Source organism: Micromonospora sp. NPDC048063, assembly GCF_043202855.1.
In the GTDB taxonomy this organism is placed as follows: Bacteria; Actinomycetota; Actinomycetes; order Mycobacteriales; family Micromonosporaceae; genus Micromonospora.
In genome coordinates this window covers 84,061-110,552 of the sequence record NZ_JBIDBG010000001.1, presented here as the reverse complement: position 1 = coordinate 110,552, position 26,492 = coordinate 84,061, and the positions used below count along the sequence as shown (strand labels likewise).

At 76.6% G+C, this 26,492-nt stretch carries 22 protein-coding genes, 1 pseudogene and 1 riboswitch; of the genes and pseudogenes, 13 read left to right on the top strand and 10 right to left on the bottom strand.

Going from position 1 to position 26,492, the window contains the following annotated elements; all coding sequences use genetic code 11:
- Window positions 1-28: 28 nt before the first annotated feature.
- The 6 genes and pseudogenes from ACGFZ2_RS00535 to ACGFZ2_RS00510 all read right to left on the bottom strand — a co-directional run bounded on the left by ACGFZ2_RS00535 (window position 29) and on the right by ACGFZ2_RS00510 (window position 10,515).
- The gene (locus ACGFZ2_RS00535; protein WP_393448631.1) at window positions 29-1,387 is read right to left on the bottom strand and encodes a cobyrinate a,c-diamide synthase; all 1,359 of its coding nucleotides are present in this window, start codon (window positions 1,385-1,387) and stop codon (window positions 29-31) included.
- Window positions 1,384-1,995 (bottom strand): cob(I)yrinic acid a,c-diamide adenosyltransferase, encoded by a 612-nt coding sequence (gene cobO, locus ACGFZ2_RS00530; protein WP_091095266.1) that lies wholly within the window; start codon window positions 1,993-1,995, stop codon window positions 1,384-1,386. The genes ACGFZ2_RS00535 and cobO overlap by 4 nt, the downstream gene beginning before the upstream one ends.
- 176 nt (window positions 1,996-2,171) lie before the next feature.
- Window positions 2,172-4,436 (bottom strand): annotated as a pseudogene (locus ACGFZ2_RS00525) (VWA domain-containing protein); the annotation flags it as partial.
- A complete protein-coding gene (cobN, locus tag ACGFZ2_RS00520; protein WP_393448628.1) occupies window positions 4,433-8,101 on the bottom strand; it encodes a cobaltochelatase subunit CobN in 3,669 nt (1,222 codons plus the stop codon). The gene cobN and the pseudogene ACGFZ2_RS00525, both read right to left, overlap by 4 nt.
- 366 nt (window positions 8,102-8,467) lie before the next feature.
- A riboswitch (cobalamin riboswitch) is annotated at window positions 8,468-8,597 on the bottom strand.
- Between the two features lie 117 nt (window positions 8,598-8,714).
- On the bottom strand, window positions 8,715-9,371 hold the full coding sequence (locus ACGFZ2_RS00515) for a response regulator (protein WP_393448626.1): 657 nt from the start codon (window positions 9,369-9,371) through the stop codon (window positions 8,715-8,717).
- Window positions 9,364-10,515 (bottom strand): sensor histidine kinase, encoded by a 1,152-nt coding sequence (locus ACGFZ2_RS00510; protein ID WP_393448623.1) that lies wholly within the window; start codon window positions 10,513-10,515, stop codon window positions 9,364-9,366. Before ACGFZ2_RS00510 ends, ACGFZ2_RS00515 begins: the two co-directional genes overlap by 8 nt.
- A gap of 108 nt (window positions 10,516-10,623) precedes the next feature.
- Here ACGFZ2_RS00510 and ACGFZ2_RS00505 point away from each other — a divergent pair, with 108 nt between their 5' ends.
- A complete protein-coding gene (locus ACGFZ2_RS00505; protein WP_393448620.1) occupies window positions 10,624-12,072 on the top strand; it encodes a serine hydrolase domain-containing protein in 1,449 nt (482 codons plus the stop codon).
- 81 nt (window positions 12,073-12,153) lie between these two features.
- Here ACGFZ2_RS00505 and ACGFZ2_RS00500 read toward each other — a convergent pair whose 3' ends face one another.
- Complete coding sequence (locus tag ACGFZ2_RS00500; RefSeq protein WP_393448617.1) at window positions 12,154-13,395, bottom strand: MFS transporter; 1,242 nt, start codon at window positions 13,393-13,395, stop codon at window positions 12,154-12,156.
- A gap of 177 nt (window positions 13,396-13,572) precedes the next feature.
- Between ACGFZ2_RS00500 and ACGFZ2_RS00495 the strand changes: the two genes are divergently transcribed.
- Window positions 13,573-14,292, top strand: a complete 720-nt coding sequence (locus ACGFZ2_RS00495; RefSeq protein ID WP_393448614.1) for an MBL fold metallo-hydrolase — start codon at window positions 13,573-13,575, stop codon at window positions 14,290-14,292.
- Between the two features lie 16 nt (window positions 14,293-14,308).
- On the opposite strand, the gene ACGFZ2_RS00490 is transcribed toward ACGFZ2_RS00495, so the two are convergent.
- Window positions 14,309-14,644 (bottom strand): hypothetical protein, encoded by a 336-nt coding sequence (locus ACGFZ2_RS00490; protein WP_357460044.1) that lies wholly within the window; start codon window positions 14,642-14,644, stop codon window positions 14,309-14,311.
- Between the two features lie 94 nt (window positions 14,645-14,738).
- Window positions 14,739-15,959 carry an MFS transporter gene (locus ACGFZ2_RS00485; RefSeq protein ID WP_393266386.1) on the bottom strand — a complete coding sequence of 407 codons (1,221 nt, stop codon included), beginning with the start codon at window positions 15,957-15,959 and terminating at the stop codon, window positions 14,739-14,741.
- 157 nt (window positions 15,960-16,116) lie between these two features.
- Here ACGFZ2_RS00485 and ACGFZ2_RS00480 point away from each other — a divergent pair, with 157 nt between their 5' ends.
- From ACGFZ2_RS00480 to ACGFZ2_RS00470, 3 genes are all read left to right on the top strand, one after another.
- A complete protein-coding gene (locus tag ACGFZ2_RS00480) occupies window positions 16,117-17,103 on the top strand; it encodes a LacI family DNA-binding transcriptional regulator (protein WP_393266388.1) in 987 nt (328 codons plus the stop codon).
- Window positions 17,104-17,270: 167 nt separating this feature from the next.
- A complete protein-coding gene (locus tag ACGFZ2_RS00475; RefSeq protein ID WP_393448611.1) occupies window positions 17,271-17,975 on the top strand; it encodes an alpha/beta hydrolase in 705 nt (234 codons plus the stop codon).
- Between the two features lie 75 nt (window positions 17,976-18,050).
- A complete protein-coding gene (locus ACGFZ2_RS00470) occupies window positions 18,051-18,983 on the top strand; it encodes an AraC family transcriptional regulator (RefSeq protein WP_393448608.1) in 933 nt (310 codons plus the stop codon).
- A gap of 150 nt (window positions 18,984-19,133) precedes the next feature.
- Here the strand turns inward: ACGFZ2_RS00470 and ACGFZ2_RS00465 are convergent, their stop codons facing one another.
- A complete protein-coding gene (locus tag ACGFZ2_RS00465; protein WP_393448605.1) occupies window positions 19,134-19,763 on the bottom strand; it encodes a TetR/AcrR family transcriptional regulator in 630 nt (209 codons plus the stop codon).
- A 69-nt stretch (window positions 19,764-19,832) separates the two neighbouring features.
- Here ACGFZ2_RS00465 and ACGFZ2_RS00460 point away from each other — a divergent pair, with 69 nt between their 5' ends.
- From ACGFZ2_RS00460 to ACGFZ2_RS00425, 8 genes are all read left to right on the top strand, one after another.
- Window positions 19,833-20,795: an FAD-dependent monooxygenase gene (locus ACGFZ2_RS00460; RefSeq protein WP_393448602.1), complete on the top strand. Its 963-nt coding sequence runs from the start codon at window positions 19,833-19,835 to the stop codon at window positions 20,793-20,795.
- Window positions 20,756-20,992, top strand: a complete 237-nt coding sequence (locus ACGFZ2_RS00455; RefSeq protein ID WP_393448599.1) for a hypothetical protein — start codon at window positions 20,756-20,758, stop codon at window positions 20,990-20,992. The genes ACGFZ2_RS00460 and ACGFZ2_RS00455 overlap by 40 nt, the downstream gene beginning before the upstream one ends.
- A 311-nt stretch (window positions 20,993-21,303) precedes the next feature.
- On the top strand, window positions 21,304-22,047 hold the full coding sequence (locus tag ACGFZ2_RS00450; RefSeq protein WP_393448596.1) for an LppM family (lipo)protein: 744 nt from the start codon (window positions 21,304-21,306) through the stop codon (window positions 22,045-22,047).
- A gap of 128 nt (window positions 22,048-22,175) precedes the next feature.
- Window positions 22,176-22,520, top strand: coding sequence for a hypothetical protein (locus tag ACGFZ2_RS00445; protein ID WP_393266402.1), 345 nt, complete (start codon window positions 22,176-22,178; stop codon window positions 22,518-22,520).
- A gap of 11 nt (window positions 22,521-22,531) precedes the next feature.
- Window positions 22,532-23,140, top strand: coding sequence for a glycine zipper family protein (locus ACGFZ2_RS00440; RefSeq protein ID WP_393448593.1), 609 nt, complete (start codon window positions 22,532-22,534; stop codon window positions 23,138-23,140).
- On the top strand, window positions 23,137-23,832 hold the full coding sequence (locus tag ACGFZ2_RS00435) for a carboxypeptidase-like regulatory domain-containing protein (RefSeq protein ID WP_393448590.1): 696 nt from the start codon (window positions 23,137-23,139) through the stop codon (window positions 23,830-23,832). The genes ACGFZ2_RS00440 and ACGFZ2_RS00435 overlap by 4 nt, the downstream gene beginning before the upstream one ends.
- Before the next feature lie 55 nt (window positions 23,833-23,887).
- Complete coding sequence (locus ACGFZ2_RS00430; RefSeq protein WP_393266409.1) at window positions 23,888-25,165, top strand: phage tail sheath family protein; 1,278 nt, start codon at window positions 23,888-23,890, stop codon at window positions 25,163-25,165.
- Window position 25,166: 1 nt separating this feature from the next.
- Window positions 25,167-25,649: a phage tail protein gene (locus ACGFZ2_RS00425; protein WP_393448587.1), complete on the top strand. Its 483-nt coding sequence runs from the start codon at window positions 25,167-25,169 to the stop codon at window positions 25,647-25,649.
- Window positions 25,650-26,492 lie beyond the last annotated feature (843 nt).

Sequence of the window (26,492 nt, the reverse complement as noted above, 5' to 3'; positions counted from 1 at the left end):
GCCACCCGCTCGCCGTGCTCCTGCGCGCTCACCGGCTCGCCGCCTCGACCAGGCGGCGGGCGGCGTGCGGGTGCCCGGCCCAGTGGGTGTGCAGGTAGGAGGCGTGCACCCGGCCGGCGACGAAGCCGTGGTCGGCGCCGTCCCAGCGCCACGCCGGCCGGTCACCGTGCCCCGGGTCGGTGGCGGTGCGGTGGAACTCGTGGCCGCGTACCGGGTCGCCGGGGCGGTGCAGCGGGGAGCCGGTGACGGCGACGGCGTCCCGGTAGCCGAGGGTGAGCCGGTCGGTCATCCGGGCGGTGAGGTCGAGCCGGCCGCACATGGGTACGCCGTCGAGGGACCGGCCGAGGTAGAGCAGCCCGGCGCACTCGGCGACGACCGGGCCGTCGAAGCCGGCCAGCTCGGCGCGGAGCGTGGCGTTGTCGGCGAGCTGCGGCGCGTACGCCTCGGGGAAGCCGCCGCCGACGACCACCGCGCGGGTGCCGGCGGGCAGGCCGGCGTCGCGCAGCGGGTCGAAGGGGACGACGGTGGAGCCGGCGGCGGCGAGCAGTTCGGCGGTCTCGGCGTAGGAGAAGGTGAAGGCGGGCCCGCCGGCGACCGCGACCACCGGGCGCTCGCCGCCGGCGGGGCCGCCGACGGCGGCGGCCGGGTCCCAGGCGGGCGCGGTCAGCGGCCCGGCGGTGCGGGCCAGATCGAGCACCGCGTCGAGGTCCACGGTGGACGCCACGAGGTCGGCGAGGGCGGCCACGATGGCCAGCGACTCCGGCGCCCGCTCGGCGACGGGCACCAGCCCGAGGTGACGAGCCGGGGCGGCGACCTCGGCGGCGCGGCTGACCGCCCCGAGCACCGGCACGTCCACCTCGGCGAGGGCGTCGCGCAGCAGGGACTCGTGCCGGGGCGAGCCGACCCGGTTGAGGATCACCCCGCCGATCCGCACGCCGGGGTCGAACGCGGCCATGCCCAGGGCGAGCGCGGCGGCGGAACGGCCCTGCGCGGTGGTGTCCAGCACCAGCAGCACCGGCGCGTCGACGAGCCGGGCGACGTGCGCGGTGGAGGCGTACCCGCGGCGGCCGACCGCGCCGTCGTGCAGCCCCATCACCCCCTCGACCACGGCGATGTCGGCCGGCGTCGGGGTGGCGGCGCCGTGCCGCAGCAGCGGCGCGATCCGCTCCTCGCCGACCAGCCACGGGTCGAGGTTGCGGCCGGGGCGACCGGCGGCGAGCGCGTGGTAGCCGGGGTCGATGTAGTCCGGGCCGACCTTGTGCGGGCTGACGGCCAGGCCACGGCGGCGCAGCGCGGCGAGCAGCCCGGTGGCGACGGTGGTCTTGCCGTGCCCGCTGGCGGGTGCGGCGACCACCACCCGGGGCAGCGCCCACGGCTCGACCGTCACCACTCGATGCCCTTCTGGCCCTTCTGGCCGGCGTCCATCGGGTGCTTGACCTTCGTCAGCTCGGCGACCAGGTCGGCGGCGTCGACCAGGCGCGGGTCGGCGTCGCGGCCGGTGATCACGACATGCTGGAACCCGGGGCGGTTCGCGAGGGTGTCGACCACCTCGTCGACGTCCACCCAGCCCCACTTCATCGGATAGGTGAACTCGTCGAGCACGTACAGGCCGTAGCGCTCGGCGGCCAGGTCGCGCTGGATCTGCCGCCAGCCCTCCAGCGCGTCGGCGGCGTGGTCGGCCTCGCCGCCGCGCTGGATCCAGGACCAGCCCTCGCCCATCTTGTGCCAGGCCACCGGGGCGCCCTGCCCGGTGCGCTCGTGCACCTCGCCGAGGGCGCGGAAGGCGTTCTCCTCGCCCACCCGCCACTTGGCGCTCTTGACGAACTGGAACACCCCGATCGGCAGCCCGGCGGTCCAGGCGCGCAGCGCCAGCCCGAACGCGGCGGTCGACTTCCCCTTCATCTGCCCGGTGTGAACGACGAGCAGCGGCCGGTTGCGCCGCTGCCGCGTCGTCAACCCGTCGGCGGGCACGTGGGACGGCTTCCCCTGCGGCATCAGGCAACACTCCTGTTCTGCGCCACGGCGACGGCGATGGTGGCGGCGTTGACGGCGGTGGAGGCGGCGGCAGTGACGATCTTGGAAGGGGAGGGCCCCTCGGGGGGCCGCTTCCTGCCAAGATCTGCGGCGGACCGCCCGCGAGGGGACTCCGGCGCGGGTGTCGGTCGGCCGGCCGCGAGGGTGGTGAGGGGGGCGGTGGCGACCTCGTCGAGCCGGTGGTGGTCGGCGCCGAGTTGGGCGGCGAGGCGGCGGGCCAGGCCGAGGCGGACGGGGCCGCTCTCGCAGTCCACGACGACGCAGGGGGCGCCGGTGGCGGCGAGCACGGCCGCCGCGCGGGCCGACCGGTCGAGCGGGCGCCCCCCGGCGGTGGCCCGGCCGTCGGTGACGACCAGCACCAGGGGGCGGCGCTTCGGGTCGCGCAGCCGCTCCACCCGCAGCAGGTCGGCGGCGGCGAGCAGCCCCTCGGCCAGCGGCGTGCGCCCGCCGGTGGGCAGCTCGGCCAGCCGCGTCGAGGCCGCGAGCACCGAGGAGGTGGCCGGCAGCAGGGTCTGCGCGGCGGCTCCCCGGAAGGCGACCACCGCGACCTTGTCCCGGCGCTGGTAGGCGTCGGTGAGCAGGGCGAGCACGGCACCCTTGACGGCGGCCATCCGCGCCTGGGCACCCATCGAGCCGCTGGCGTCGACCACGAAGAGCACCAGGTTGCCCTCGCGTCCCTCACGGACGGCCTCGCGGACGTCGTCGGGACGCAACCGCAGCGGCCCGGCGACGCGCCCCCGGGCGCCCTGGTGCGGGGCGGCGGCCCGCAGGGTCGCCGGCAGGTGCAGCACCCCGGCCCGGCCGGCCGGCACCCGCGCCCCGGTGGTGCGGCCCCGCCCGGTGCGGGCACGGGAGCGTCGGCCGGGCACCCCGTCGCCGATCCCGGGCGCGGTGAGCAGCCGCGCCCTGAGCCCCTGCCGGGGTACGGCCACCGGCTGTTCGCCCGGGCCGGGCCGGCTGGGCGCCGGTGCGGGCCGGCCGGTCCCGCCGTCGACACCGGCGTCACCGGCCTCGGCCGGGCCGGCCGCCACGTCGTCGGCCCGGCCGGGTGCCTGGCCACCGTCGGACCGGTCGGGCCAGCTGCCGTCCCGCCGGTCGGGCCAGCTGCCGTCGGGCCCGTTCCCGTCAACCCGGTCCCGGTCGGCGTCGCCGTCGCGCCGGGAACCCGGCCCGTTCGTGTCGCCCGCCGCGGCCGGTCCGGGGCCGCCGTCGTCCCGGGAGCCGCCGCCGTCGGGAGCGTTGCCGGCACCACCGGGACCGCCGTGCGGGCCGGGGCCGCGCGGGCCGTCGCCGGGACCGCCGGGACCACCCGGGTCGTCGTCGGGGTCGTCGTCGCCGGCCCGGTCCAGGGCCTCGTCGAGGCGCTTCTCGTCCAGTCCGGGCGTGTCGAACGGATCCCGGCGGCGGCGGTGCGGCAGCGCCAGCCGGGCGGCGACGCGGACGTCCTCCACCGTGACCACGTCCCGGCCGTGCCAGGCGGCGTGCGCCAGCGCGGTGCGGGCGGTGACGATGTCGGCGCGCATGCCGTCCACGTCGAACGCCGCGCACACCTCGGCGATCCGGCGCAGCGCGGCGTCGGGCAGCAGCACCCGCTCCAGCCGCTGCCGGGCGGCCGCGACCCGGCGGGCGACCTGCGCGTCGGCGTCGGCCCAGCGGGCGGCGAAGCCGGCCGGGTCGGCGTCGGCGGCGAGCCGCCGGCGGACCACCTCGACGCGTACGGCGGGGTCGCGGCTGGCCCCGACCTCCACGGTCAGCCCGAACCGGTCCAGCAGCTGTGGGCGCAGCTCCCCCTCCTCCGGGTTCATCGTGCCGACCAGCAGGAACCGGGACGCGTGGCTGACCGAGACGCCCTCCCGCTCCACGTGGCAACGGCCCATCGCCGCGGCGTCGAGGAGCAGGTCGACCAGGTGGTCGTGGAGCAGGTTGACCTCGTCGACGTAGAGCACGCCGCGGTGGGCGGCGGCGAGCAGGCCCGGCTCGAAGGCGCGGACGCCCTCGCCGAGCGCCTTCTCCAAGTCGAGCGAGCCGACCACCCGGTCCTCGGCCGCGCCGACCGGCAGCTCCACCAGCCGGGCGGGACGCCGCTCGGCCGCCGGCGCGTCGGGGTGCGGGCCGTCCGGGCAGGACGGGTCGGGGGCGGCCGGGTCGCAGGCGAAGCGGCAGCCGGCCACCCGCTCCACGGGCGGCAGCAGCGCGGCCAGGGCCCGCACGGCCGTCGACTTGGCGGTGCCCTTCTCGCCGCGGACGAGCACCCCGCCGATCGCCGGGGAAACCGCGTTGAGCAGCAGGGCGAGCCGCATGTCGTCCATGCCCAGCACCGCGCTGAACGGGTAGGTGGTCACTGTGTCGTTTTCCGTTCGCGACTGCGGGGCTCGCAGGACCGGCTCACTCCTCGCGCTCACTGCCGGTCCTCCAGGTCGCCCTCGCTGGCCAGGTACGTCTCGCGGAGCCGGTCCAGGGTGGTCGGCTCGGGCTCGGCCCACAGGCCCCGGTCGGCCGCCTCGAGCAGCCGCTCGGTGATGCCGCGCAGCGCCCACGGGTTCGACTGCTCCAGGAACTCCCGGGTGGTCTCGTCGAAGACGTACGCGGCGGCCAGGTGCTCGTACATCCAGTCGTCGACGACGCCGGCGGTGGCGTCGTAGCCGAACAGGTAGTCCACGGTGGCGGCCAGCTCGAACGCGCCCTTGTAGCCGTGCCGGCGCATCGCGGCGATCCACTTCGGGTTGACCACCCGGGCCCGGAACACCCGCCGGGTCTCCTCGCCGAGGGTGCGGGTACGCACGTCGTGCGGCATCGCCGAGTCGCCCACGTACGCGGCCGGGGCGGCGCCGGTGAGGTGACGGACCATCGCCACCATCCCGCCGTGGTACTGGAAGTAGTCGTCGGAGTCGACGATGTCGTGCTCGCGGGTGTCCTGGTTCTTCACCGCCACCGCGATCCGGGCGAAGGAGCGTTCCATGTCGGCGCGCGCCTCCCGCCCGTCCAGCCCCCGGCCGTAGGCGTAGCCGCCCCAGACGGCGTACACCTCGGCGAGGTCGGCGTCGCTGCGCCAGTTGCGGGAGTCGATCAGCGGCAGCAGCCCGGCCCCGTACGCGCCCGGCTTGGAGCCGAAGACGCGGGCGGTGGCCCGCCGCTCGTCGCCGTGCTCGGCGAGGTCGGCGGCGACGTGCGCGCGGACGAAGTTCTGCTCGGCGGGCTCCTCCAGGGCGGCGACCAACCGCACCGCGTCGTCGATGAGCGCGACCACGTGCGGGAAGGCGTCCCGGAAGAAGCCGGAGATCCGCACGGTGACGTCGACGCGGGGGCGGCCCAGCTCGGCCGGCGGCACCACCTCCACGCCGGTGACCCGGCGGGAGCGGTCGTCCCAGGTGGGACGGCAGCCGAGCAGCGCGAGCACCTCGGCGACGTCGTCGCCCTGGGTGCGCATGGCGCTGGTGCCCCAGACGGTCAGGCCGACGGAGCGCGGGTACTCGCCGGTGTCGGCGAGGTGCCGGGCGAGCAGCGAGTCGGCCAGGGCCACCCCGACATCCCAGGCGTTGCGGCTGGGGATCGCCTTGGGGTCGACGGAGTAGAAGTTCCGGCCGGTGGGGAGCACGTTGACCAGGCCCCGGGTGGGCGAGCCGGACGGGCCGGGCGGCACGAACCGCCCGTCGAGCGCACCCACCACCCGGTCGATCTCGTCGGTCGTACGGTCCAGCCGGGGCACCAGCTCGGTGGCGGCGAAGCGGAGCACGGCGGCGGCGTCCGGGACGGCCCGGCCGGTGACCTCCTCGACCACGGCGTCGACCTTGTCGGCGTCCCAGCCGAGGGTCTCCATGCCGACGACCAGCCGGCGCGCGAGGGCCTCGATCAGGTCGACGGCGTCGGCGGCGGTGCCGGCCGGCCCGTCGACGGTGTCGGTCAGCGCCTCGGGCACGGCCAGCCGCTCCCCCGGCGCGGCGAGCAGCGCCTGCTCGTCGAGCCCGTACGCGGCGGCGAGGGCCTGGCGCAGGCCGGGCAGGGCGCGGGCGCCGCCCCAGACCTGCGGGGCGCGCAGCACGGCGAGGACGAGGTTGACCCGGGGCTCGCCGGTGGGCGCGGCGGCGAGGATGTGCAGGCCGTCGCGGATCTGCACGTCCTTGACCTCGCAGAGGTACCCATCGAGGTGCAGCACGAAGTCGTCGAAGTCCTCGGCGGCCGGCATGTCCTCGGCGTGCAGGTCGTGGTGCAGCTCCGCGGCGCGCACCAGGGCCCAGATCTGCGCCTGCACGGTGGGCACCTTGGCGGGGTCGAGCGCCTGCACGGTGGCGTACTCGTCGAGGAGTTGCTCCAGCTTCGCCAGGTCGCCGTACGTCTCGGCGCGGGCCATCGGCGGCACCAGGTGGTCGACGACGACGGCGTGCGCGCGGCGCTTGGCCTGGGTGCCCTCGCCGGGGTCGTTGACGATGAACGGGTAGACCAGCGGCAGGTCGCCGAGGACGGCGTCGGGGGCGCAGTCGGCGGCCAGCCCGAGGCCCTTGCCGGGCAGCCACTCCAGGGTGCCGTGCTTGCCCAGGTGCACCACCGCGTCCGCGCCGAAGCCGCCGTCGGTGGCGGGCGCGGCCAGCCAGCGGTACGCGGCCAGGTAGTGGTGGCTCGGCGGCAGGTCCGGGTCGTGGTAGATGGCGATCGGGTTCTCGCCGAAGCCGCGCGGCGGCTGGATCAGCAGCACCACGTTGCCGAAGCGCAGCCCGGCCAGCACGATGTCCCCGCCGTCGGTGTAGAGCCCGCCGGGCGGCTCCCCCCAGTGGGCGAGCATCCGCTCCCGCAGCTCCGCCGGCGCCTGGTCGAACCAGCGCCGGTACGTCGCCCCGGGCACCCGCGCCTCGGCGGCGGCGAGCTGTTCCGGGGTGAGCCACTCGACGTCGTGCCCCCCGGCGGCGATGAGGGCGTGGATGAGCGCGTCCCCGTCGTCGGGCACGGGGGCGTCGCCGAGGTGGTAGCCGGCCTCGGCGAGGGCGGCGAGCAGCCGGACCGCCGAGGCCGGGGTGTCCAGGCCGACGGCGTTGCCGACCCGGGAGTGCTTCGTCGGGTAGGAGCTGAGCACGACCGCGAGCCGCTTGTCGGCGTTGGGCACGTGCCGCAGCCGGGCGTGCCGCACGGCGATGCCGGCCACCCGGGCGGCCCGCTCCGGATCGGCGACGTAGCTGGAGAGCCCGTCGGCGTCGATCCGCTTGAACGAGAACGGCACGGTGACGATCCGGCCGTCGAACTCGGGGACGGCCACCTGCATCGCGGCGTCCAGCGGGGACAGTCCGGCGTCGCTGCCGGCCCACTGCTCGCGGGTGCTGGTGAGGCAGAGCGCCTGGATCACCGGCACGTCGAGGGCGGCGAGCGCGCCCACGTCCCAGGCGTCCTCGTCGCCGCCGCCGGAGGCGTCGGCGGCGACCGTGCCGCCGGCGGCCAGCACGGTGACCAGCAGGGCGTCGCAGCCGGCGAAGAGGCCCAGCGGGCCCGCGCCGGCGGTGAGGCCGCGCAGCGAGCCGCAGAAGATCGGCAGCGGGTTGCCGCCGGCCGCGTCGACGGCGTCGGCGAGGGTGTCGACGAAGCCGGTGTTGCCGGCGAGGGAGTGCGCCCGGTAGAAGACGATCCCCACGGTCGGCCGGTCGGGCCGCGCGGGACGGTCGCCGTGGACGCCGTACGTCGGGGTCGACGCGGGCGGGGCGAACCCCTCGCCGGTGAGCAGCACCGTGTCGGAGAGGAAGCGGGCGAGCTGGGCGAGGTTCTCCGGGCCGCCCTCGACCAGGTAGGCCAGCGCCTGGGTGGCCACGCCGGCGGGGACGGTGGAGGCCGCCATCAGGTCCGCGTCCGGCGCGGCCTCGCCGCTGAGCACGACCGTGGGCACGCCGGAGGCCAGCACCGTGGCGAGCCCGTCCGGCCACGCCTGCCGGCCGCCGAGCAGGCGTACGACCGCGAGGTCCACGCCGTCGAGCAGCGCGGGCACGGCGTCGGCGGCGACCCGGGCGGGGTTGGCGAGTCGGTAGTCGGCGCCGCTGGCGCGGGCGGCGAGCAGGTCGGTGTCGGCGGTGGACAGCAGCAGGATGCGCACGGACGGCTCCGGAGAGTGACGCCCGGATCGACGCGAGGACGATCGGGCGGTACGAGGGGTGGGCGCGGTTCAGCGGGTACGGCGGGCCGGGAAGCGGCTCACCGGCGGGCCGACGGGGTCGGGCGGCGCGGTGCGGGCGTCAGGGACGGGCGACGCGCCCGACCGCTGCGGGACGACCGGGGGCGGGCACACCACGGTCGGCCGGACGCGCGCCGCGGCGGCCGGACGGGGCTGCGGAAATACGGCTGCTCGCCGGCGCGCTGTGGCGGCCGGGCACGATGCGACGATGATCGTCGATGGCGGAGACGCGGTGCGTCATCGGGTCCTCCTCGGGTGTCCACGCCCTGGGGTCACTCCCGACGGCCGAAGTATCCTGGCTCCCGGATCGACGCTCACCCCCGGTCTTCCAACCGCGCACGCACGGCCGTGACTCACGAGGGGGGATCGCTCCCCGGTGACAGTGGCGGGACCGCGCCGGAATCACACCGGCTTCCTTCACTGCCGTCAGGCCGCGAATGCTGCCACACCCCCGGTCCCCAGGTCAACGCGACGGGATCGGACGCCGGCCCCGCCGGGCCGGCGCGGCGCGGCGCTCACGACGGTCGACCGAACCTCACCGGTCGGCGAGCCCCGACTCGTAGCCCGCGATCACCAGTTGCGCCCGGTCGCGGACGCCCAGCTTCGTCAGCAACCGGCCGATGTGCGTCTTGACGGTGCCCCGGCTGAGGTGCAGGTGCTGCTCGATCTCGGTGTTGGACATCCCACGGGTGATCAACGTCAACACCTCCCGCTCCCGTGGGGTCACCCCGTCGAGCCGTCCCGGCACCCGTCGGGCCGCCGGCATCCGGGTGAACTCGGCGATGAGCCGACGGGTGACGCTGGGGGCCAGCAGCGCCTCGCCCGCGGCGACCACCCTGATCGCGTCGAGCAGCCGTACGGGGGACGTGTCCTTGAGCAGGAAGCCGCTCGCCCCGGCCCGCAGCGCCCGGTACACGTAGTCGTCGAGGCCGAAGGTGGTGAGGACGAGCACCCGGGGCGCGTCCCGGCCGGCGGTGACCTGCTCGGTGGCGGTGATGCCGTCCATCTCGGGCATCCGGACGTCCATCAGCACCACCTCGGGCGAGTGCGTCCTCGCGAGTTCGACGGCCGCCCGCCCGGTGCCCGCCTCGGCCACCACGGTCATTCCCGGGGTGGCATCGACCAGCAGCCGGAGGGTGCCGCGCAGCAGCACGTCGTCGTCGGCCAGGAGCACGCGTACGGGCTCACCCATCGTCCGGCACCGCCGGGGTGAACGGCAGCCGGGCGCGCACGGCGAAGCCGCCGCCGGGCTCGACGCCGGCCGCCAGGGTGCCGCCGTGCATCACGGCCCGCTCGCGCATGCCCCGCAGCCCATGGCCGGGCGGCCCGACGGCGCGCCCCGACCCCCCGTCGTCGACGACGGCGACGGCCAGCGCCCCGGGCTCGACCGCCACGGCGAGCCGACAGCGGGTCGGGCCGGCGTGGCGCAGCACGTTGGTGAGTGCCTCCTGCACGATGCGGTACGCCGAGGCCTGCACGGCCGCGGGCACCCGGGTCAGGTCGGTCGCCCGGTCGACGTCGACGGTGACACCGGCGGACCGGACGGCCTCGACCAGCCGGTCGAGTTCGGCGAAGCTCGGCGCGGTGTCGGCCGGGTCGCGCAGCGCGCCGAGCACGACCCGGATGTCGTCGAGCGCGCTCCGGCTGACCCGCTCGATCGTGCCCAGGGCGGCCCGGCCCTGCTCGGGATGGCTGTCCGCCAGGTGGTTGGCGACGGCCGCCTTCATGGCGATCAGGCTGAGGCTGTGCCCGACCACGTCGTGGATGTCCCGGGCGATGCGCAACCGTTCCTCGGCCACCGCCTGGTCGGCACGCGACGCGGCGAGTTGGGCGACGTGACGTCGACGGGCGCGCACCGCGCGGGCGAGCGCCCACGAAGCGGCGACGACGGTCGCGGCGTAGAGCAGGACCGGGACCGGCGTGGCGGCGAACGACTCCTCCCCCGCCCGGGTCGGGACGATCGGCAGCCCGGGGACCGTGCCGCCCGCCAGCCCCGCGCCCGTGAGGGCGGCCAGCACCACGACGAGCGCCGACACGCCCTCCCGGGTGGAGGTGACCAGCGCGACCGGGTAGAGCGCGAACGCGACCGCGAACACCACCGCGTCGCCGGCCGCCCCGACGGCGACCGCCACCGCCCCCGCCGGCACCACGACGGCGAGCACCGGCGCCGGCCAGCGCCGGCGGACGGCGAGCGGAGCCCCGAACAGCACCGCCAGGCCACCGGCGAGCGCCGGGGCGCCGGGCGTCCGGAACACCGTGAGGAGCACGAGGGCGACGCCCACCAGCGCGTCGAACGCCATCAACTGCCGCAGCCCGAGCCGCCCCGAGGTGACCACCGGATCACCGTATCCACCGGCCGGCCGCCGGGCGTCGGACCACGGTCCGATCCCGGGTTCGGACCACGATCCGATGTGCGGGGTCCGCGACCGGCCGAGACTCCGACCATGATCACGCGACTCCTCGTCCTGGCCGGTACGGTGGCGCTCGCCGGGTCGCCCGCCCCGGCAGCCCCGGCCGCGCCCCCGGTCGGGATCGACGCCGCCGCCGTCGACGCCGCCGTCCGCCAGTACCGCGACGCCACCGGGCTGCCCGGCGTCGCGGTGGCCGTCACCCGGGGGACCGCGGTGGTGCACGCCGCCGGGTACGGCCACACCCCCGCCGGCGACCCGATCACGGCGCGCACCCCGATGGCCGTGGCGTCGGTGAGCAAGTCGTTCACCGCCCTCGCCGTGATGCAGCTGATCGAGGCGGGCCGGGTGGAACTCGACGGCCCGGTCCACCGGCACCTGCCGGAGTTCACGATGGACGACCCCCGGGCGGCCCGGATCACCGTGCGGCAGCTGCTCGACCAGACCTCCGGGATGTCGGACACGACGTTCCCCGCGTTCAGCAGGCGGCAGCCGGGTTCGCTGCGGGAGGCCGTCGCGGGGATGCGTACGGCCCGGTTGGCCGCCGCCCCCGGCACGAGGTGGGAGTACCACAACCCGAACTTCCAGGTGGCCGCGCGACTGGTCGAGGTGGTCAGCGGGCTGCCGTTCGACGAGTACCTGCGGACGCGGGTCTTCGCCCCGCTCGGCATGACCGACAGTCGCACCCTCGACGTGGCCGCCGACCTGCCGTCGAGCGCGCGCGGCCACCTCATGGTCCTCGGCAGACCGGTCGCCCTGCCCGAGCCGCCGGCCTTCGGCAACGGCTCCGGCGGGGTGCTCAGCTCGGCGCACGACATGGCGGCGTGGCTGATCGCGCAGGGCAACCAGGGCCGCGGTCCGGAGGGCACGGCGGTCGTCTCCCCGGCGGGCCTCGCCACGCTGCACCACCCGTCCGCGGTCTCCACCTCCTACGCCCTCGGCTGGTTCGTGGAGAAGACCGGGTCGGGGGCGCCGATGATCGCGCACAGCGGTGACCTGTTCACCTCGACGGCGTACCAGGCGCTGCTGCCCGCGTCCGGCTACGGGGTCGCGGTCATGGCGAACACCGGACTGGCGTACGGCCACGCGTCGGCCCTCGCCGAGCGGCTCATCGCGCTGGTCGAGGGAACGTCGGCGCCCTCGGCGGGCACGCCGCTCGTGGTCGTCGACGCCGTGCTGCTGGTGCTGGCGGTCGCCTCCGCCGCACTCGCCGGCCGGGGCGTGCTCCGGTCACGCCGCTGGGCCGCCGGCCGGACGGTACGCCCCTGGGCGCTGGTGCGGTTGCTTCCGCTGCTCGCGCCGCTGCCGCTGCTCGCCTCGATCCACCGGGTGGTCGGTTGGCTCTACCGGGGTCGCGACGTCGCCTGGATCCAGGTGGCGTACATCTATCCGACGTTCATGGTGCTGCTGGTCACCGCGACGCTCGGCTGCGCCGCCGTCCTCGTGGCCCGGCTCGTCGGACTCGGACGTCGCGGGCGCGGCTGACGACAGGCACGGCCCTGCTGGTGAGCCGACCGTTCGCGCCCGCCGGCCGGGTCGCCGGGGCGGTGGGGGACAACGCCTCCGTCAGGCCGGGTCGGCCGGCGCGGAGGGCCGGGACGCGACGCTCCAGGCGACGGTCGCTGCCACCGCGACGGCGCCGCTGAGCAGGAACGGCGCGTCCAGGCCCAGGCCGGCGGCCAGCGCGCCGCCGGCGAGTGCCCCCAGCGCGGTGCAACCGTAGGTGAGGACCCGGGAGGCGGCGACCACCCGGCCGAGCAGGTCGCCGGGCACGAGGCGCTGCCGGAGCGACAGCGCGGCCACGTTGAGGACGGCGAACGCCGCGCTGGTGCTGACGACGACGGCCACGGCGGCGACCCGGTGCGGCGCGACGACCAGGAGCGCCGGCGCGCCGGCGGTGACCGCCATCGACCACGTCAGCACGTGCCGGTGCCGGAAGCGGGCGATCAGCCGGTCGGCGACGAGGGAGCCGGCGAGGCCGCCGCCCGCGCCGGTGGCCAGCAGCAGGCCGAAGCCGAGCGCGCCGAGGCCGAGGCTGTCCCGCGCGTACAACACGAAGATCGCGAACCAGGCGCTGTCCGCGGCGGCGACGGCCGCGCCGACGAGCACGAGCGTACGGAGCACGGACTGCCGGGCCAGCCACCGCAGCCCGGCGAGCGCCCCGTCCCGCGCGGGGGCGGCCGCGCCGCCGGACGGCTCGCCGGCGGCGGCTCCCGGGGCCGGGCGGGCGAGGGTCAGCGGCAGGGACAGCACGAGCATGACGGCCAACGCGAGGGAGGCGCCGTTGACGGCGAACGGCAGTGCCGCCCCCGCGATGAACAGAAGCGCGCCGACCGGCGGGCCGACGAACTCGTTGCCCACGATCTCGCCCGCCACGAGACGACCGTTGGCCTTCTCCAGCTGCGCGTCGTCCACCAGTCGGGGAACGGCGGTCTGGGCGGCGGTGTCGCGCAGGGTCTCGCCGACGCCGAGCAGGAACGCGGCGACGACAACGAGGCCGATCGGCGCCCTGCCCACCGCGACGGCCAGGGCCAACGTCGACAGGACCAGGACCCGGCCCACGTCGGCGGCGGCGATGATCTCCCGGGCTCCCCTGCGGTCCGCGAGCGCTCCGGCGAACAGGCCGGTGACCAACCAGGGCAGGAACTGCGCCGCGGCCACGGCGGCCACCGCCACCGGGTCGTCGCTCAGCGCGGCGGCGAGGAGCGGGAACGCCGCCACGCGGATGCCGTCGCCCAGGTTGGCCAGGGCGGCGGCGGTCCAGAATGTCCAGAAGGGACGGCCCAGGGCCGACGACCGGTCAGCCATGCCGGACACCCTACCGCCCGCCCCGTCCCCGGGGCGGCCGACGCTCCGCCAACCGCCGGCGCCCGGGGCCCGGGGCCCCACCGTCGCCTGCATCCAGGCGCCGCACCGCTGCCCGAGAGCACTACGATCGGGCGGCAGTCCGACGCGTTGTCCGGAATCCGGGGGAGGGTGTGCGCCATGGCCGCCGTGACGTTCCAGCACCTCGCCGGTCGGGTCTGGCTCTGCCCGGGTGATCCGGACCCGGAGGCCGTCCAGGCCGGCGTCGCCCTGGTCGCCGACGACCGGGGCAGCGTGCTGGTCGACGCGGGGCAGAGCCCCACGCACGCCCGGGAGATCCGGTCCGCGCTGGCTGCCGCCGGGTTGCCCCCGCCCCGCTGGCTGGTCTACACGCACCACCACTGGGACCACGTGTGGGGCGCCTGCGCCTGGCCCGGCGTGGAGATCGTCGGCCACGTCGCCGGCGAGCGGCTGCTGCGTGCGGAGGCGGACCGGCCGTGGAGCCACCGATACCTGCGGGAGCAGGTGCGGGCGAACCCGCGACTCGGCCCGAGTTTCCGGGCCCGGGCGCTGGCGGTCGACTCGTGGGACGGCTTCGCGGTGCTGCCGCCGACCCGGACCTTCACCGACGAGTTGGAACTGCCGGTCGGCGTACGGGTGCGGCACGTCGGGGGCGCCCACGCGCCGGACTCGACGGTGGTGGCGGTGCCGGACTCGGGCGTGCTGCTGCTCGGCGACTGCTTCTACCCGCCGCCGGCGCACCTGCGCACCCCCGAGGACCAGCCCGACCTCGCCCTGGTACGCCGGCTGCTGGCCGACGACGTCCACTGGTACGTCGCGAGCCACCAGCCGCCGATGACGCTGGACGAGGCACGCGCGGCGGTCGCCGCCGGGCGGTGACGCCGCGGCGCCACGTTCAGCGGACGCGGCGCTCCGGGTGGGCCCGGTTCCAGGCCCGCATCCGCTCCGGGTAGCCGGTGCGGGCGGCCTCGTACAGCGGCACCGCGTGCTTGCGGGCGATCGACCCGGCGGCGCGCGGCGAGCCGGTGCGGCGGCGGATCCACTCGCCGTCGTGGGCGATCGCCACCACGGTGGTGTCGGTCGCCGTGGTCTCCGGCTCCAGGTAGAACTCCACGCCCCGGCGGCTGGTGACGAACGCCTCCAGCGCGGCCAGGTCCTCGCGGGTCGCCTCGCGGTCGAGCTTCGTGGGGGCCGCGTCGGTGCCGCGCGACCGTCGACTGAACCAGCCCATCCCCCCGCTCCTCTCCTCGGCGTCCTCCCAGTGCAGCACCGTTTCCTGGGAGGCGGCTGCGAGCCGGGTGTGAGTGCCCTGCGGATGTGCCGCGTCAGCGGGCCGGCGGGCGGGTGGCCGGCACCAGGGCCAGGGTGGGCAGCAGCAGCACCGGCACCACGAGCAGGGCGGGCAGCGTGCCGACCCGGTCGCCGAGCAGGCCGAGCAGCGGCGGGCCGGCGAGGAACGCCGTGTAGCCGATCACGGCGACCACGCTGACCCGGGCCGGCGCCTGCCGCTCGTCGTCGGCCGCCGCGCTCATCCCCACCGGGAAGCCCAGCGACGCGCCGAGCCCCCAGAGCGCGACGCCGGCGACCGCCACCGGCCCGGAGCCGGCGAGCACCGCCACGCCCGCGCCGACGGTGGCGAGCAGGATCGTGGCCGACAGGACGGGCACCCGGCCCCACCGGTCCAGCGCGACGGTGCCCGCCGTGCGGCCCAGGGTCATGCCGACGACGAAGACGCCGAAGACCGCCGCGCCGGCCGCCTCGCTGAGGCCGTGGCCGTCGATGAAGGCGACGGCGAGCCAGTCGTTGGCGCTGCCCTCGGCGAACGCCGACACCAGCACCAGCAGGCCGATGAGCAGCGTGCGCGGCTCCCGCCAGGCGGCGAGCAGGTCGCGGCGGCGCTCGGCCGGGGCGGCCGACGCGGCGGCGGTGCCGCTCTCGGCCGCCGGCAGGAACGACCGGACGGCCAGCAGCGTGCCGCAGAACACCGCCGCCGCCAGCGCGGCGAGGTGCGCGGCGACCGGCAGGCCGAGGCGGGCGGCCCCCGCGCCGAGCCCGGCGCCCGCCACGGAGCCGAGGCTCCACGCGGCGTGGAAGCGGGGCATGATCGTGCGTCCGAGCCGCCGCTCGACCGCCGCGCCCTCGACGTTCATGGCGACGTCGCAGATGCCGGAGCCGTAGCCGAACGCGCACAACCCGACCGCGACCCCGACCAGGGAACCGGCCGGGGCGGCGACCCCGGCCACGGTCAGCCCGGCCGCGACGAGCAGGCAGCCGAGGGCCACCGTGCGGGCCGCCCCGAGCCGCTGGGCCACCAGGCCGGCGGTGGGCATCGCGAGCAGCGAACCGGCGGACATCGCGAGCAGGAGCAGCCCGAGCCGGCCCGCGCTGAGCCCCAGCGCGTCCCGGACGGCGGGCACCCGGGAGAACCAGGTGGCGACGGCCAGGCCGTTGAGCGCGAACACGACCGCCACGCCGGTACGGGCGGCCAGCACCGCCCGGGGTACGGCCGGGGTCGGCGCGGCGGGCGCGGCGGTGGTGCGGCTCACGGTGGCGTCCTCTCGCCTCGGGCGGTCTGCCGCACGATCCCACACCTGAGAGCGCTGCCAGGACAACGCCTTCCCACCCTTACCGGCGCCGGCCCGCGAGGGAGATGATGCGCATCGACCGTCCGCGCCGGGGACGGCGACCACGGGGAGGACAGGTATGACGACGACTGGCCGACCGCCCACACTCGACGACGTCGCCCGGGCGGCGGGCGTCTCCCGGGCCACCGCCTCGCGGGTGATCGCCGGCACCGGCTACGCCTCGCCCACCGCCCGCGACCGGGTCACCGCCGCCGCCGACCGGCTCGGGTACGCACCGAACCTGGCCGCCCGCGCGCTGGTCCGGGGCACCGGGGTGCGGCTGGTGGTCGTGGTCTCCGGCGTCGCCCCGACCGTCCTCGACGACCCGTACGTCGACCGGGTGGTCGGGGCGACCGCCCGGGTCTGCGCGCCGTACGGGCTCGGGGTCGCGCTGCACTGGCTCCCGAGGCGGGAGCCGGCCGGGCTGCGCCGGCTGGCCGAGGACCGCGGCGTCGGCGGGATCATCCTGGTCAACACCACCGAGGCGGTGCTCCGGGCGGTCCCGGCGGCGCTGCGCGGCCGGGTGGCCTCGATCGGCATCGGCTCCGCCCTCGTACCCGCCTTCGACGTGGACAACGGCGGCGGCACGGAGGCCGTGGTCCGGCACCTGTACGCCACCGGCCGCCGCCGCATCGCGATGGTGACCGGCCCCCGCTGGCTGTCCTGCGCCGGCCGGTCGGTGGGCGCGTACCGCCGGGTGGTGCGCGACGCGGGCCTGCCGGTGCGGCTGGTGCCGGGGGATTTCAGCGCGGACCGGGGCCGGGCGGCGGCCCGGGAGGTGTTGGCGCGCTGGCCGGACACGGACGCGATCGTCGGGATCAGCGACGCGACCGCGCTGGGGCTGATCGACGGGCTGCGCGGCGACGGCGTCCAGGTGCCCGGGGACGTCGCCGTCACCGGCTTCGACGACATCCCGCTCGCCGCGATGACCACCCCCGCGCTGACCACGGCGACGCACCCGGTGGGGCAGATCGCCACGGCGGCGGCGACCGCCGTGCTGGCCGGACGGCCGGTGCCGCCGGCGACGGTGTTCCCGTCCCGGCTGGTCCGCCGGGTCAGCGGATGAGCCGGTCGCGGCCAGCGCCTCCCGTCCGGTGTCCGGCGTGCCCGGGCCGGCGCGCCCTCGGCCGGCAGGGGTCGCTGGCCGCGCCGGAGGCGGCCCGGCAGGGTTAACCCCGGGGCAGCGGGGTAACCGCTGGCGCACCCCCGCCGAGGACGAGGAGCGGTGATCCCGTGGCCGAACCCGCCGCGCCGCACCGGCAGCCGGAGGAGAACCCACGGCACGGCCGGCTCACCGCGCGTCCGGCGCCGCCCGTCACCCGGGCGGCCACCGGCATGGTGACGCTGACCGACGCCGACGGCGGGCCGCTGGCGATGGTGTACGCCCCGGAGCCGGTCGACGGCCGGCCGTACCGGCTGGTGCTGCTGCTGCACGGGGCCGGCGGCTCGGCCCGGCAGGGCGTGGACCTGCTGCTGCCGGTCGCCGACGCGCACCAACTGCTGCTGGTGGCCCCGCAGGCGGCGTCGAGCAGCTGGGACCTGATCGTGGAGGGCTTCGGGGTGGACGTCCGACGGATCGACGGGCTGCTGGCCACGGCCTTCGCCGGTTACCCCGTCGGGCAGGTGGCGTTCGGCGGGTTCTCCGACGGCGCCTCGTACGCCCTCTCGCTGGGCCTGACCAACGGCGACCTGGTCGACGCGGTGGTGGCCTTCTCCCCCGGCTTCGCCGCGCCGCTGGTCACCCACGGCCGACCCCGCGTCTACGTCTCGCACGGCGCCGACGACCCGGTCCTGCCGGTCGACGTGTGCAGCCGCCGCCTGGTGCCCCGGCTGCGTTCGCTCGGCTACGACGTCACCTACGACGAGTTCCCGGGCCCGCACGAGGTGCCCGCCGACATCCGCCACCGCGCCGCCGACTGGCTGACGATCACAGACTGACCCGGTCGGTCCACGCCTGAGACGCCGGACGACGCATGCCCGCCGGCGCCATGCGCGCTCGTCTACGCTCGCGGGATGGATCCGCTCACCGGGCTGCTCGACGGGCCGCGGGCCCGGGGCGCCTTCCTGCTCCGGTCGCTGCTGGATCCCCCGTTCGCGCTGCGCATCGAGGACCGCGCCCCGCTGACCGTGGTCGCCCTGGTCCGGGGCGCGGCCTGGGTGGCGCCCGACGACGGCGCGCCCGTCGCGCTGGGGCCGGGCGACGTGGCGGTGCTGCGCGGACCCGACGGCTATCTCGTGGCGGACGACCCGGCCACCCCGCCGCAGGTGGTCATCCATCCCGGGCAGCGGTGCACCACGCTGCGCGGGGAGCCGCTGGCCGAGACGATGTCGCTGGGCGTACGCACCTGGGGCACGGGCTCGGACGGCGCGACCGTGCTGCTGACCGGCACCTACCAGCTTCCCGGGGAGCTGAGCCGACGGCTGCTCACCGCCCTGCCGCCGCTGCTCGTGGTCGGGGGCGAGGAGTGGCGCAGCCCGCTGGTGCCCCTGCTCGCCGAGGAGGTCACCCGGGACGCGCCCGGCCAGGGGGCGGTCCTGGACCGGTTGCTCGACCTGCTGCTGATCGCCGCGCTGCGCACCTGGTTCGCCCGCCCCGGCGCCGCGCCCGCCTGGTACGTCGCCGCCGCCGATCCGGTGGTCGGCCCGGCGCTGCGGCTGCTCCAGAACGACCCGGCCCGGCCGTGGACGGTCGCCTCCCTCGCGGCCGAGGTGGGCGTCTCCCGGGCGGCGCTGGCCCGCCGGTTCACCGAGTTGGTCGGCGAGCCGCCGATGACGTTCCTGACCTGGTGGCGGCTGGCGCTCGCCGCCGACCTGCTCCGCGAGCCGGACGCCACCCTGGGCGCGGTCGCCCGCAAGGTCGGCTACGGCAGCCCGTTCGCGCTGAGCACGGCGTTCCGCCGGGTCCGCGGGGTCACCCCGCGCGACCACCGCCTCGCCGCGTCCTGACCGACCGCCCGCCTCCCCGCCCGGCCGGGACGCGCGACCACCGCCGCTGCCGGGTCGTGCGCTCCGGCACCGGCTGGCCGCCGGTCGACGCTGCCGGGGCGTCGGGCGACGCGCCGGAACCCGCCGGGCAACGCGGCCGGGGCGTCGGGGTCAGGTGGTGGTCAGGGCGCGCAGCAGGGCGCGGACGGCGGCGGCCAGGTCGGCGCGGCTGGCGGGGGTGCCGGGCGTGGGTGCGCTGAGGGCGCCGGCGCCGACGAGGCGGTCGAAGAGGAGCCCGTCGACGAACGCGACGAGCTGGTCGCCACGCCGGTCGGGGTCCGGGGCGCCGGCCCGGGCCAGCAGGTCGCGGGCCTGCACCCGGAGCAGGGTGCCGTGTTCCAGGATCCGCCGCAGCTCGGGGCGGTGCACCGACTCGAGGAGGCAGGCGTACCGGGCGAGGGTGCGGCTGCGCCCGACGGTGAGCCAGCGGTCCAGCACCTCGCCCGCCCCGTCCGCGAGCCGGTCGAGGTCCGCCCCGGTCAGCGCGGGGCCCGGCGTGGGGGGCGGCGCGTCGGCGGGCAGCTCGCGGGCCGCCAGGTCGGCCCGGTCGAGGTCGGCGAGGCGCCGCACCACCGCCTCGATGAGCGCCTGCCGGGTGCGCAGGTACGCCGACGTGCTGCCGGGTGGCAGGCCGGCGCGGGCGTCGACCGCCCGGTGGGTCAGCGCCCGCATGCCGCCCTCGGCGAGCAGTTCGATGGCCGCGTCGGCCAGCAACGCCACCCGGTTGGTCCGCCCCGCCACACGCCCTCCCCACGTCAATTTCTACGGATGTAGTATGCCTCTTCTACAGGCGTAGAAGGGCGGGATGTCATGGTCGGGTCGGACGCGGTCGTGGTCGGGGGCGGGATCGGCGGCCTCGCCGCGGCGCTCGCGCTGCATCGGGGCGGCTGGCGGGTCACCGTGCTGGAACGCGCCGCCGAGCTGCGCGAGGTCGGCGCCGGGCTGACCCTGATGGCGAACGCGGTGCGTGGCCTCGACGCGCTCGGCGTCGGGGCGGCGGTCCGGGCGCGCGGGGACGCCGGGGCGGCGGGCGGCATCCGCACCGCGCGGGGGCGCTGGCTGTCCCGGGTGGACGCCGACGAGCTGACCAGGCTGCTCGGCACCACCGCGCTGGGCGTGCACCGGGCGACCCTGCACGGCATCCTGCACGACGCGCTGCCGGCGGAGGCCGTGCACACCGGGGCCGAGGTGTCCGACGTGGACCCGGAGGCCGGCGAGGTGCGCTACCGGCGGCACGGCGAGCCGGCCAGCCTCCGGGCCGACCTGGTGGTCGGCGCCGACGGCCTGCGCAGCGCGCTGCGCGCCCGGCTCTGGCCCGACACCCCGCCCCCGGCGTACGCGGGCACGACCGCCTGGCGGGCGGTGGTCGACTTCCCCGGGCCGGTCCCGACCGCGATCAGTTGGGGCGGGGGCGCCGAGTTCGGCATGGTGCCGGTCGGCGGCGGCCGACTCTACTGGTTCGGCGCCGTCACGGCCCCGCCCGGCGGGCACGCGCCCGACGAACTGGCGGCGGTCCGGGAGCGCTTCGGCTCCTGGCACGACCCGATCCCGGCGCTGCTCGCGGCGACCCCACCGGAGGCGGTGCTGCGCAACGACATCCACCACCTCGCCACGCCGCTGCCGTCGTACGTGCGGGGGCGGGTGGCACTGCTCGGCGACGCGGCGCACGCGATGACGCCGAACCTGGGGCAGGGCGCCTGCCAGGCGATCGAGGACGCGGTGACGCTGGGGCGGTGTGCGCCGGCGAGGCCGGGACGGTGCCCGCCGCGCTGACCGCGTACGACCGGCAGCGGCGGCGCCGCAGCCAGGCCGTCGCCCGGGCGTCGTTCCGGACCGGGCGGTTCGGTCAGCAACTGCGCCACCCAGCGGCCGTCGCGCTGCGCGACACCCTGCTGCGGCTCACCCCGGCCCGCGCGTCGCTCCGCGCGATGGCCCGGTACGCGGACTGGCAGCCGCCCACCGCGCCCTGACCCGAGGACGCGCGGCCGGCCGACCTTCTCGGCGGCGCCCACGCCCGCCCCGGGACAGGCGGCGGGACGTTTTCGCGGGAGGGAAAAACGGCGACCTCGGCCAAACCTTCAGGATATCGATTTCGGCGATTTTCGACCTCGGCCGAAGGGGACAGCGGCCAGGTAAGATCGGCGACTTCGTTGTGACTGATCGCTGACTGCTGATTGTGATCCGGATCACACACACTGTGCCCATGGATACGGGACACATCCGCGGCAGGACACTCCGCGTCGCGGCGTGTCTCGTTCTGGCGGCCACGCTGACCGGCTGCATGCAACTGAATCTCGGGCTGACCGTCAACGCCGACGACACGGTCGACGGCCAACTCCTGCTGACCGCCCAGAAGAGCGTGCTGACCTCGGGCAACCGCACCGTCGAGGCCGGCTTCGCCGAGCTGCGGAAGAACATTCCCGCCCTGCCGCCGGGCGAGGAGACCCGCTACGAGGACGCCAAGCTCTTCGGTTCCCAGATCACCTATCGGCACACCCCGCTGCGCGATTTCAACAGCGAGAGCGTGCGGCTCGTCCGAGAGGACGATCTCTACCGCTTCACCCTTCCCCTCGACCCGAAGAAATACGGCGGGAAGGTGGCGGAACAGAATCCGCAGAATCAGCAGGCGTTCATGCGGTTGATGTCGTTCGAGATATCGGTGACCTTCCCCGGCCGGGTCCTCGACACCAACGGCACGGTCAACGGCCGGTCGGTCAGCTGGAAGGTCGGCAGCAACCAGGAGAAGCCGACCGAGCTGCGGGCGGTCGCGGAGGCCCCCCCGAGGCCGTCGGCCTCCCCGGCGGCGGGCGACGACGGCGGCGGGTTCCCCTGGCTGCTGGTCGCCGGCGCGGCGGCGCTCCTGCTGCTCGTCGCCGTCGTGGTCGTCCTGCTGCTGCGGCGTTCGCGCCGGCCGGCGCCGGCGGCCGGCGGACCGGTCGTCCCGAGCCAGGCGACCGGCCCGACGGCCGCGCCGGGCCAGACGACCGGCGACCCGACGGCGGCCGGCCCACCGGGGCCCGCCTGAGGCCCCCACCCCCTCCCGCCCGCCGCCCGCCGGCGGCGGACCGGGCCCGTCGGAGACTCCCCGGAGCCGCCGGCCTCACCACCACCACACCCCGGTCGCACCACCGCACAACCGAAGGGAGATCGGCGATGAACGATCTCTTCACCTGGGCCGCCCTGGGCAGCCTCACCGGCGCGAGCGCCGCGACGCTGCTCGCCACCAACGTCGTCGGCGGGCTGATCGGCCCGAGCGGCGACAAGGCCCGCAAGTGGATCGCACTGGGCATCGCGCTCGCGCTGTCCTACCTCACCGCGGCGTTCGCCACGGACGCCGGCGCCGAGAAGTGGATCATCGCGTTCTTCAACGGGCTGGTCATCTTCTCCGCCGCGCTGGGCATCAACCAGCTCCCGCCCGGCAACCGGCAGGCGACCCAGGCGTCGCCGACCCGGATGGCGCAGGGACGCGAGCCCCGCATCCTCCGCTCCTGGGTTTGAGGTGAGCCGTCATGATCTACGGAATCCTCAGCGCCGTCGCACACGTGGCCACCGGCGCGGTCCTCGGGCAACTGGCCGGCGGCACCGTCGGGCTGCTGATCGGCGCGATCGCCGGCCTGCTCGTCGGCGGGATCTTCGGCTGGGCGGTCGCCTCGGCCCGGGTCTACGGGCCGGACGCGAAGGGCGTCCTCCTCTTCGTCGTCGACCACACCTGGAGCCTGCTCAACACCGTCGTCGGCGCGGTCTACCTGGCCGCCCACGTGCTCGTCGGGCACTCGCTGGACCGGCCCACCTCGCAGCACAGCTGCCGGGTCAACGTGGTCGAGGGCGTCTCCCCCCGGTACGCCACCACCATCGGCACGGTCTGCGCCGGCTCCGGGCCGGGCATCCAGCGGCACGAGGACGTGCACATCCTCCAGGCGCGCATCCTCGGCCCGCTCTACATCCCGCTGGTGCTCGCCAACTACGTGCTGTTCACCATCGCCCCGGTCTGGCTGCTCTACCACGACCACACCAACGCACCCATCAACCGATTCACCCGGTACTTCGAGATCGGCGTCTACCCACACGTGTGGAACGAGGCCATCGCGTACCGCGTGCAGGGGACGCCGCCGCGATGACCACGCCGGGGCGCGGCCCGATCGAGACGGCCACCGCCGAGCTGGCCGGCTGGCTGGCCGGGGCGGCGGGGGAACCCGTCCCGGTCGGTCCGCCGCGCCCCGACGACGACCCCGCCCGGCTCACGCTCTGGCCGATGGAGCTGCGCCCGGCCCGGCAGACCCGGGGCAGCGGCGGCCGGGAGCCGTACCGCTTCACCATCCGCTACCTGCTCTGCGCCGGCGGGCCGGCGGCGCTGCCCGGGTTGGACCGGGTGCTCGCCGCCGCGACCGCCGGCGGGGAGCGCGCCGTCGTGCTGGAGGCCGGCGACCCGCGGCTCTGGGCGGCGTTCGGCACCGGACCCCGCCCGGCCCTGCTCATCGACGTGCCGGCCCAGGTCACCCACCCGACGCCGCCGGCGCCGCCGGTGCTGCGGCCGCTGCGGCTGCGGCAGTTGGAGATGCTGGCCTTCGACGGCCGGGTGGTCGGGCCCGAGCAGCAGCCCCTCGCGGCCGTGCGGATCGAGGTCGTCGGCACGGCGTGCGCCACCACGACCGACCCCGCCGGCCGGTTCCGCGTCGTCGGGGTGCCACACGACCCCGACCACCCCGGTCCGGTACGGCTGCGGCTCACCGGCCGGGGGCGGGTCCTCACCGCCGAGGTCGACCCGACCGAGCCCGACATCGTCATCGTCTGCACACCCCCGCCCCGCTGACCCCGTTCCGGCGGACGTCCCACGCCGCCGACCGCGAACCGCACCGGGAGGACCGATGCCCACCTACTTCTCGCCCGGCATCTACGTCGAGGAGGTCCCCGGCGGCGCCCGCCCGATCGGACCGGCCAGCACCAGCACGGCCGCCTTCGTCGGGGTCGCCCCGGACCCCACCGCGCAGCTCGGCAGAGCCGTCGCGGTCAACAACTGGACGGAGTTCCTGCGGCTCTACGCCAACGGGGACCGCCTGGAGAGCACCCCGCTGGCCCGGGCCGTCTTCGGCTTCCTCGACAACGGCGGCAGCCGCTGCTGGGTCGTCAACGTCGGCGCGGGAGGCGAGATCACCGGCACCGGGAAGCGGCGCGGCGGCCTGCAACTGCTGGAGGCCGTCGACGAGGTCTCCATCGTGGCCGCGCCCGGCTTCCACGACCCGGTCTCGCACGAGGCGCTGCTCAGCATGGCGGAGCGGACCCGCACGATGGTGGCCATCTGCGACCCGCCCCCGGACGTCACGGACATCTCGGCGCTGACCAGGGTGGCGACGCCGTCCACCGGCAGGCCGCCCAAGGCGGCCGAGGGCTCCGGCGGGTCCGGTGGGTCCGGCTCGGCGGGCTCCGGCGGCCCGGGGTCCGGCTCCGGCGGGTCCGTGTCGGGGGACGAGGCGCCGACGGCGTGCCGACCCCGGCAGTCCGACTTCGGCGCGCTTTACCATCCCTGGCTGCGGGTACGCGACCCGCTCAGCGGCGAGCTGGTGCTCACCCCGCCGAGCGGGCACATGGCCGGCATCTGGGCCCGCACGGACGCCCTGCGCGGGGTGCACAAGGCGCCGGCCAACGAGCCCGTACGCGGCGCCGTCGACCTCGCCCACCTGGTCACCCGGCCCGAGCACGACGTGCTCAACCCCAAGGGCGTCAACGTGATCCGCTACTTCCCGGGCGAGGGCATCCGGGTCTGGGGCGCCCGCACCCTCGCCGCCGAGGCCAGCGAGTGGCGCTACCTCAACGTCCGCCGGCTCTGCATCGCCATCGAGCAGGCGATCGCCAACGGCACCCGGTGGATGGTCTTCGAGCCGAACGACTTCACCCTCTGGCGGTCCATCCGCCGTGACATCGGCGCCTTCCTCACCCGCGTCTGGCGCGACGGCGCGCTGCTGGGGCGTACGCCCGAGGAGGCGTTCTTCGTCAAGTGCGACGAGGAGACCAATCCGGCGGACGTCCGCGACGCGGGCATGGTCGTCGCCCACATCGGCATCGCGGTGGTCAAGCCGGCGGAGTTCGTGGTGTTCAGGCTGAGCCAGTGGGCCGGCGGCGCCGAGACCGAGACGATCGGAGGCTGACATGCCGACCACCGCCACCCCGCAGCCGGGCGCCCCGGTCGACCCGTACCGGGCCTACAACTTCAAGCTCCTCGTCAACGGCGTGACCAACGGCCACTTCACCGAGGTCAGCGGCCTGGAGATGACCATTCCCGGCGTGCCGTACCGGGAACAGGGCAACGACCGCATCCGGATGGTCCCCGGCCAGGTGGAGTACGCGCCGGTGACCCTGCACTTCGGGCTCACCGCCTCCCGGGAGCTGTGGGACTGGATTTACGCGGTGGCCCGGGGCACGGTGAGCCGGCGCAACGTCTCGATCGTGCTGCTGGACGCGGCCGGCACGGCGGAGGTGCTGCGCTGGAACCTGATCAACGCCTGGCCGACGAGGTGGCGTGGCGCCCACCTGAACACCCTCGGCCAGGAGCTGGCGATCGCGGCGCTCACCCTGCGGTACGAGAGCCTGGAACTGGAGACCGGCGGTGCCGCCGCGCCGACCACCGCGTAGCTGGCTGGCCGCCCGGCTGCGCGCGACTGCCACGGCGGTCGACGAACTGGCCCGGCTGGTCGACTCCGCCGGACCGGCCGCAACCGGCCCGCCGTCCCCACCCGACGACTGGTATCCACCTGACGACAGGTACCCGCCCGAGGGCTGGTCTCCGCCCAGCCGATCGCCGGCCGCCGCGACGGGGACCGAGGTGCCGGCACGCCGGCCCGGCCAGCCCCCGGCGCACTGGCTGCGGGTGGTGTCCGCGCACGCCCCCGGACTGCTGCGCGACCTCGACCTCGACCTCGGCCCGGCCGACCCCGCTCCCCCGCCGCCCGTCGGCGCGGACCACGGCGAAACCCGTCCCGTTGGTGCGGACCAGGCCATCCGCCCTGCTGACTGTCCGCCAGGCGACCCGCCGCCCCGGACGGCCGACCCGCGACCGCCCGCCGTGCCACCCGGGTGGGGACCGACGCGGGCCGGCGTTGCCGGCTCGTACCCCTACGAATCGGGCGGGCGTGACGAGGACACCCCGCCGGCGGCAGGCGTCTGGCGGAGCGGCGACCGACGGTCGATCGGCGACCTCTGGTCGGCAGGAGACGTGCCGCCGAGCGGGCGGGACTGGCCGACCGGAGACGGCTGGCCGGCCGGCACCGACTCGCCGGGCGACGACGGCCCGGGAAGGCGGTGCGGCCGGCCGGGCGACGTTGGGCGGACAAGTGGCGACGGACGGCCAGGCGCCCAGACGACAGCCGAGGGCCGGGCCGGCCGGTGGGATCTCTGCCTGAGAAATGGAGGGGGTGGCTCGGTCGGTCGACCGTCGGCGGCGGCCGGCTGGCCCGTGCTCCGGCCGGCGGTTCCCCC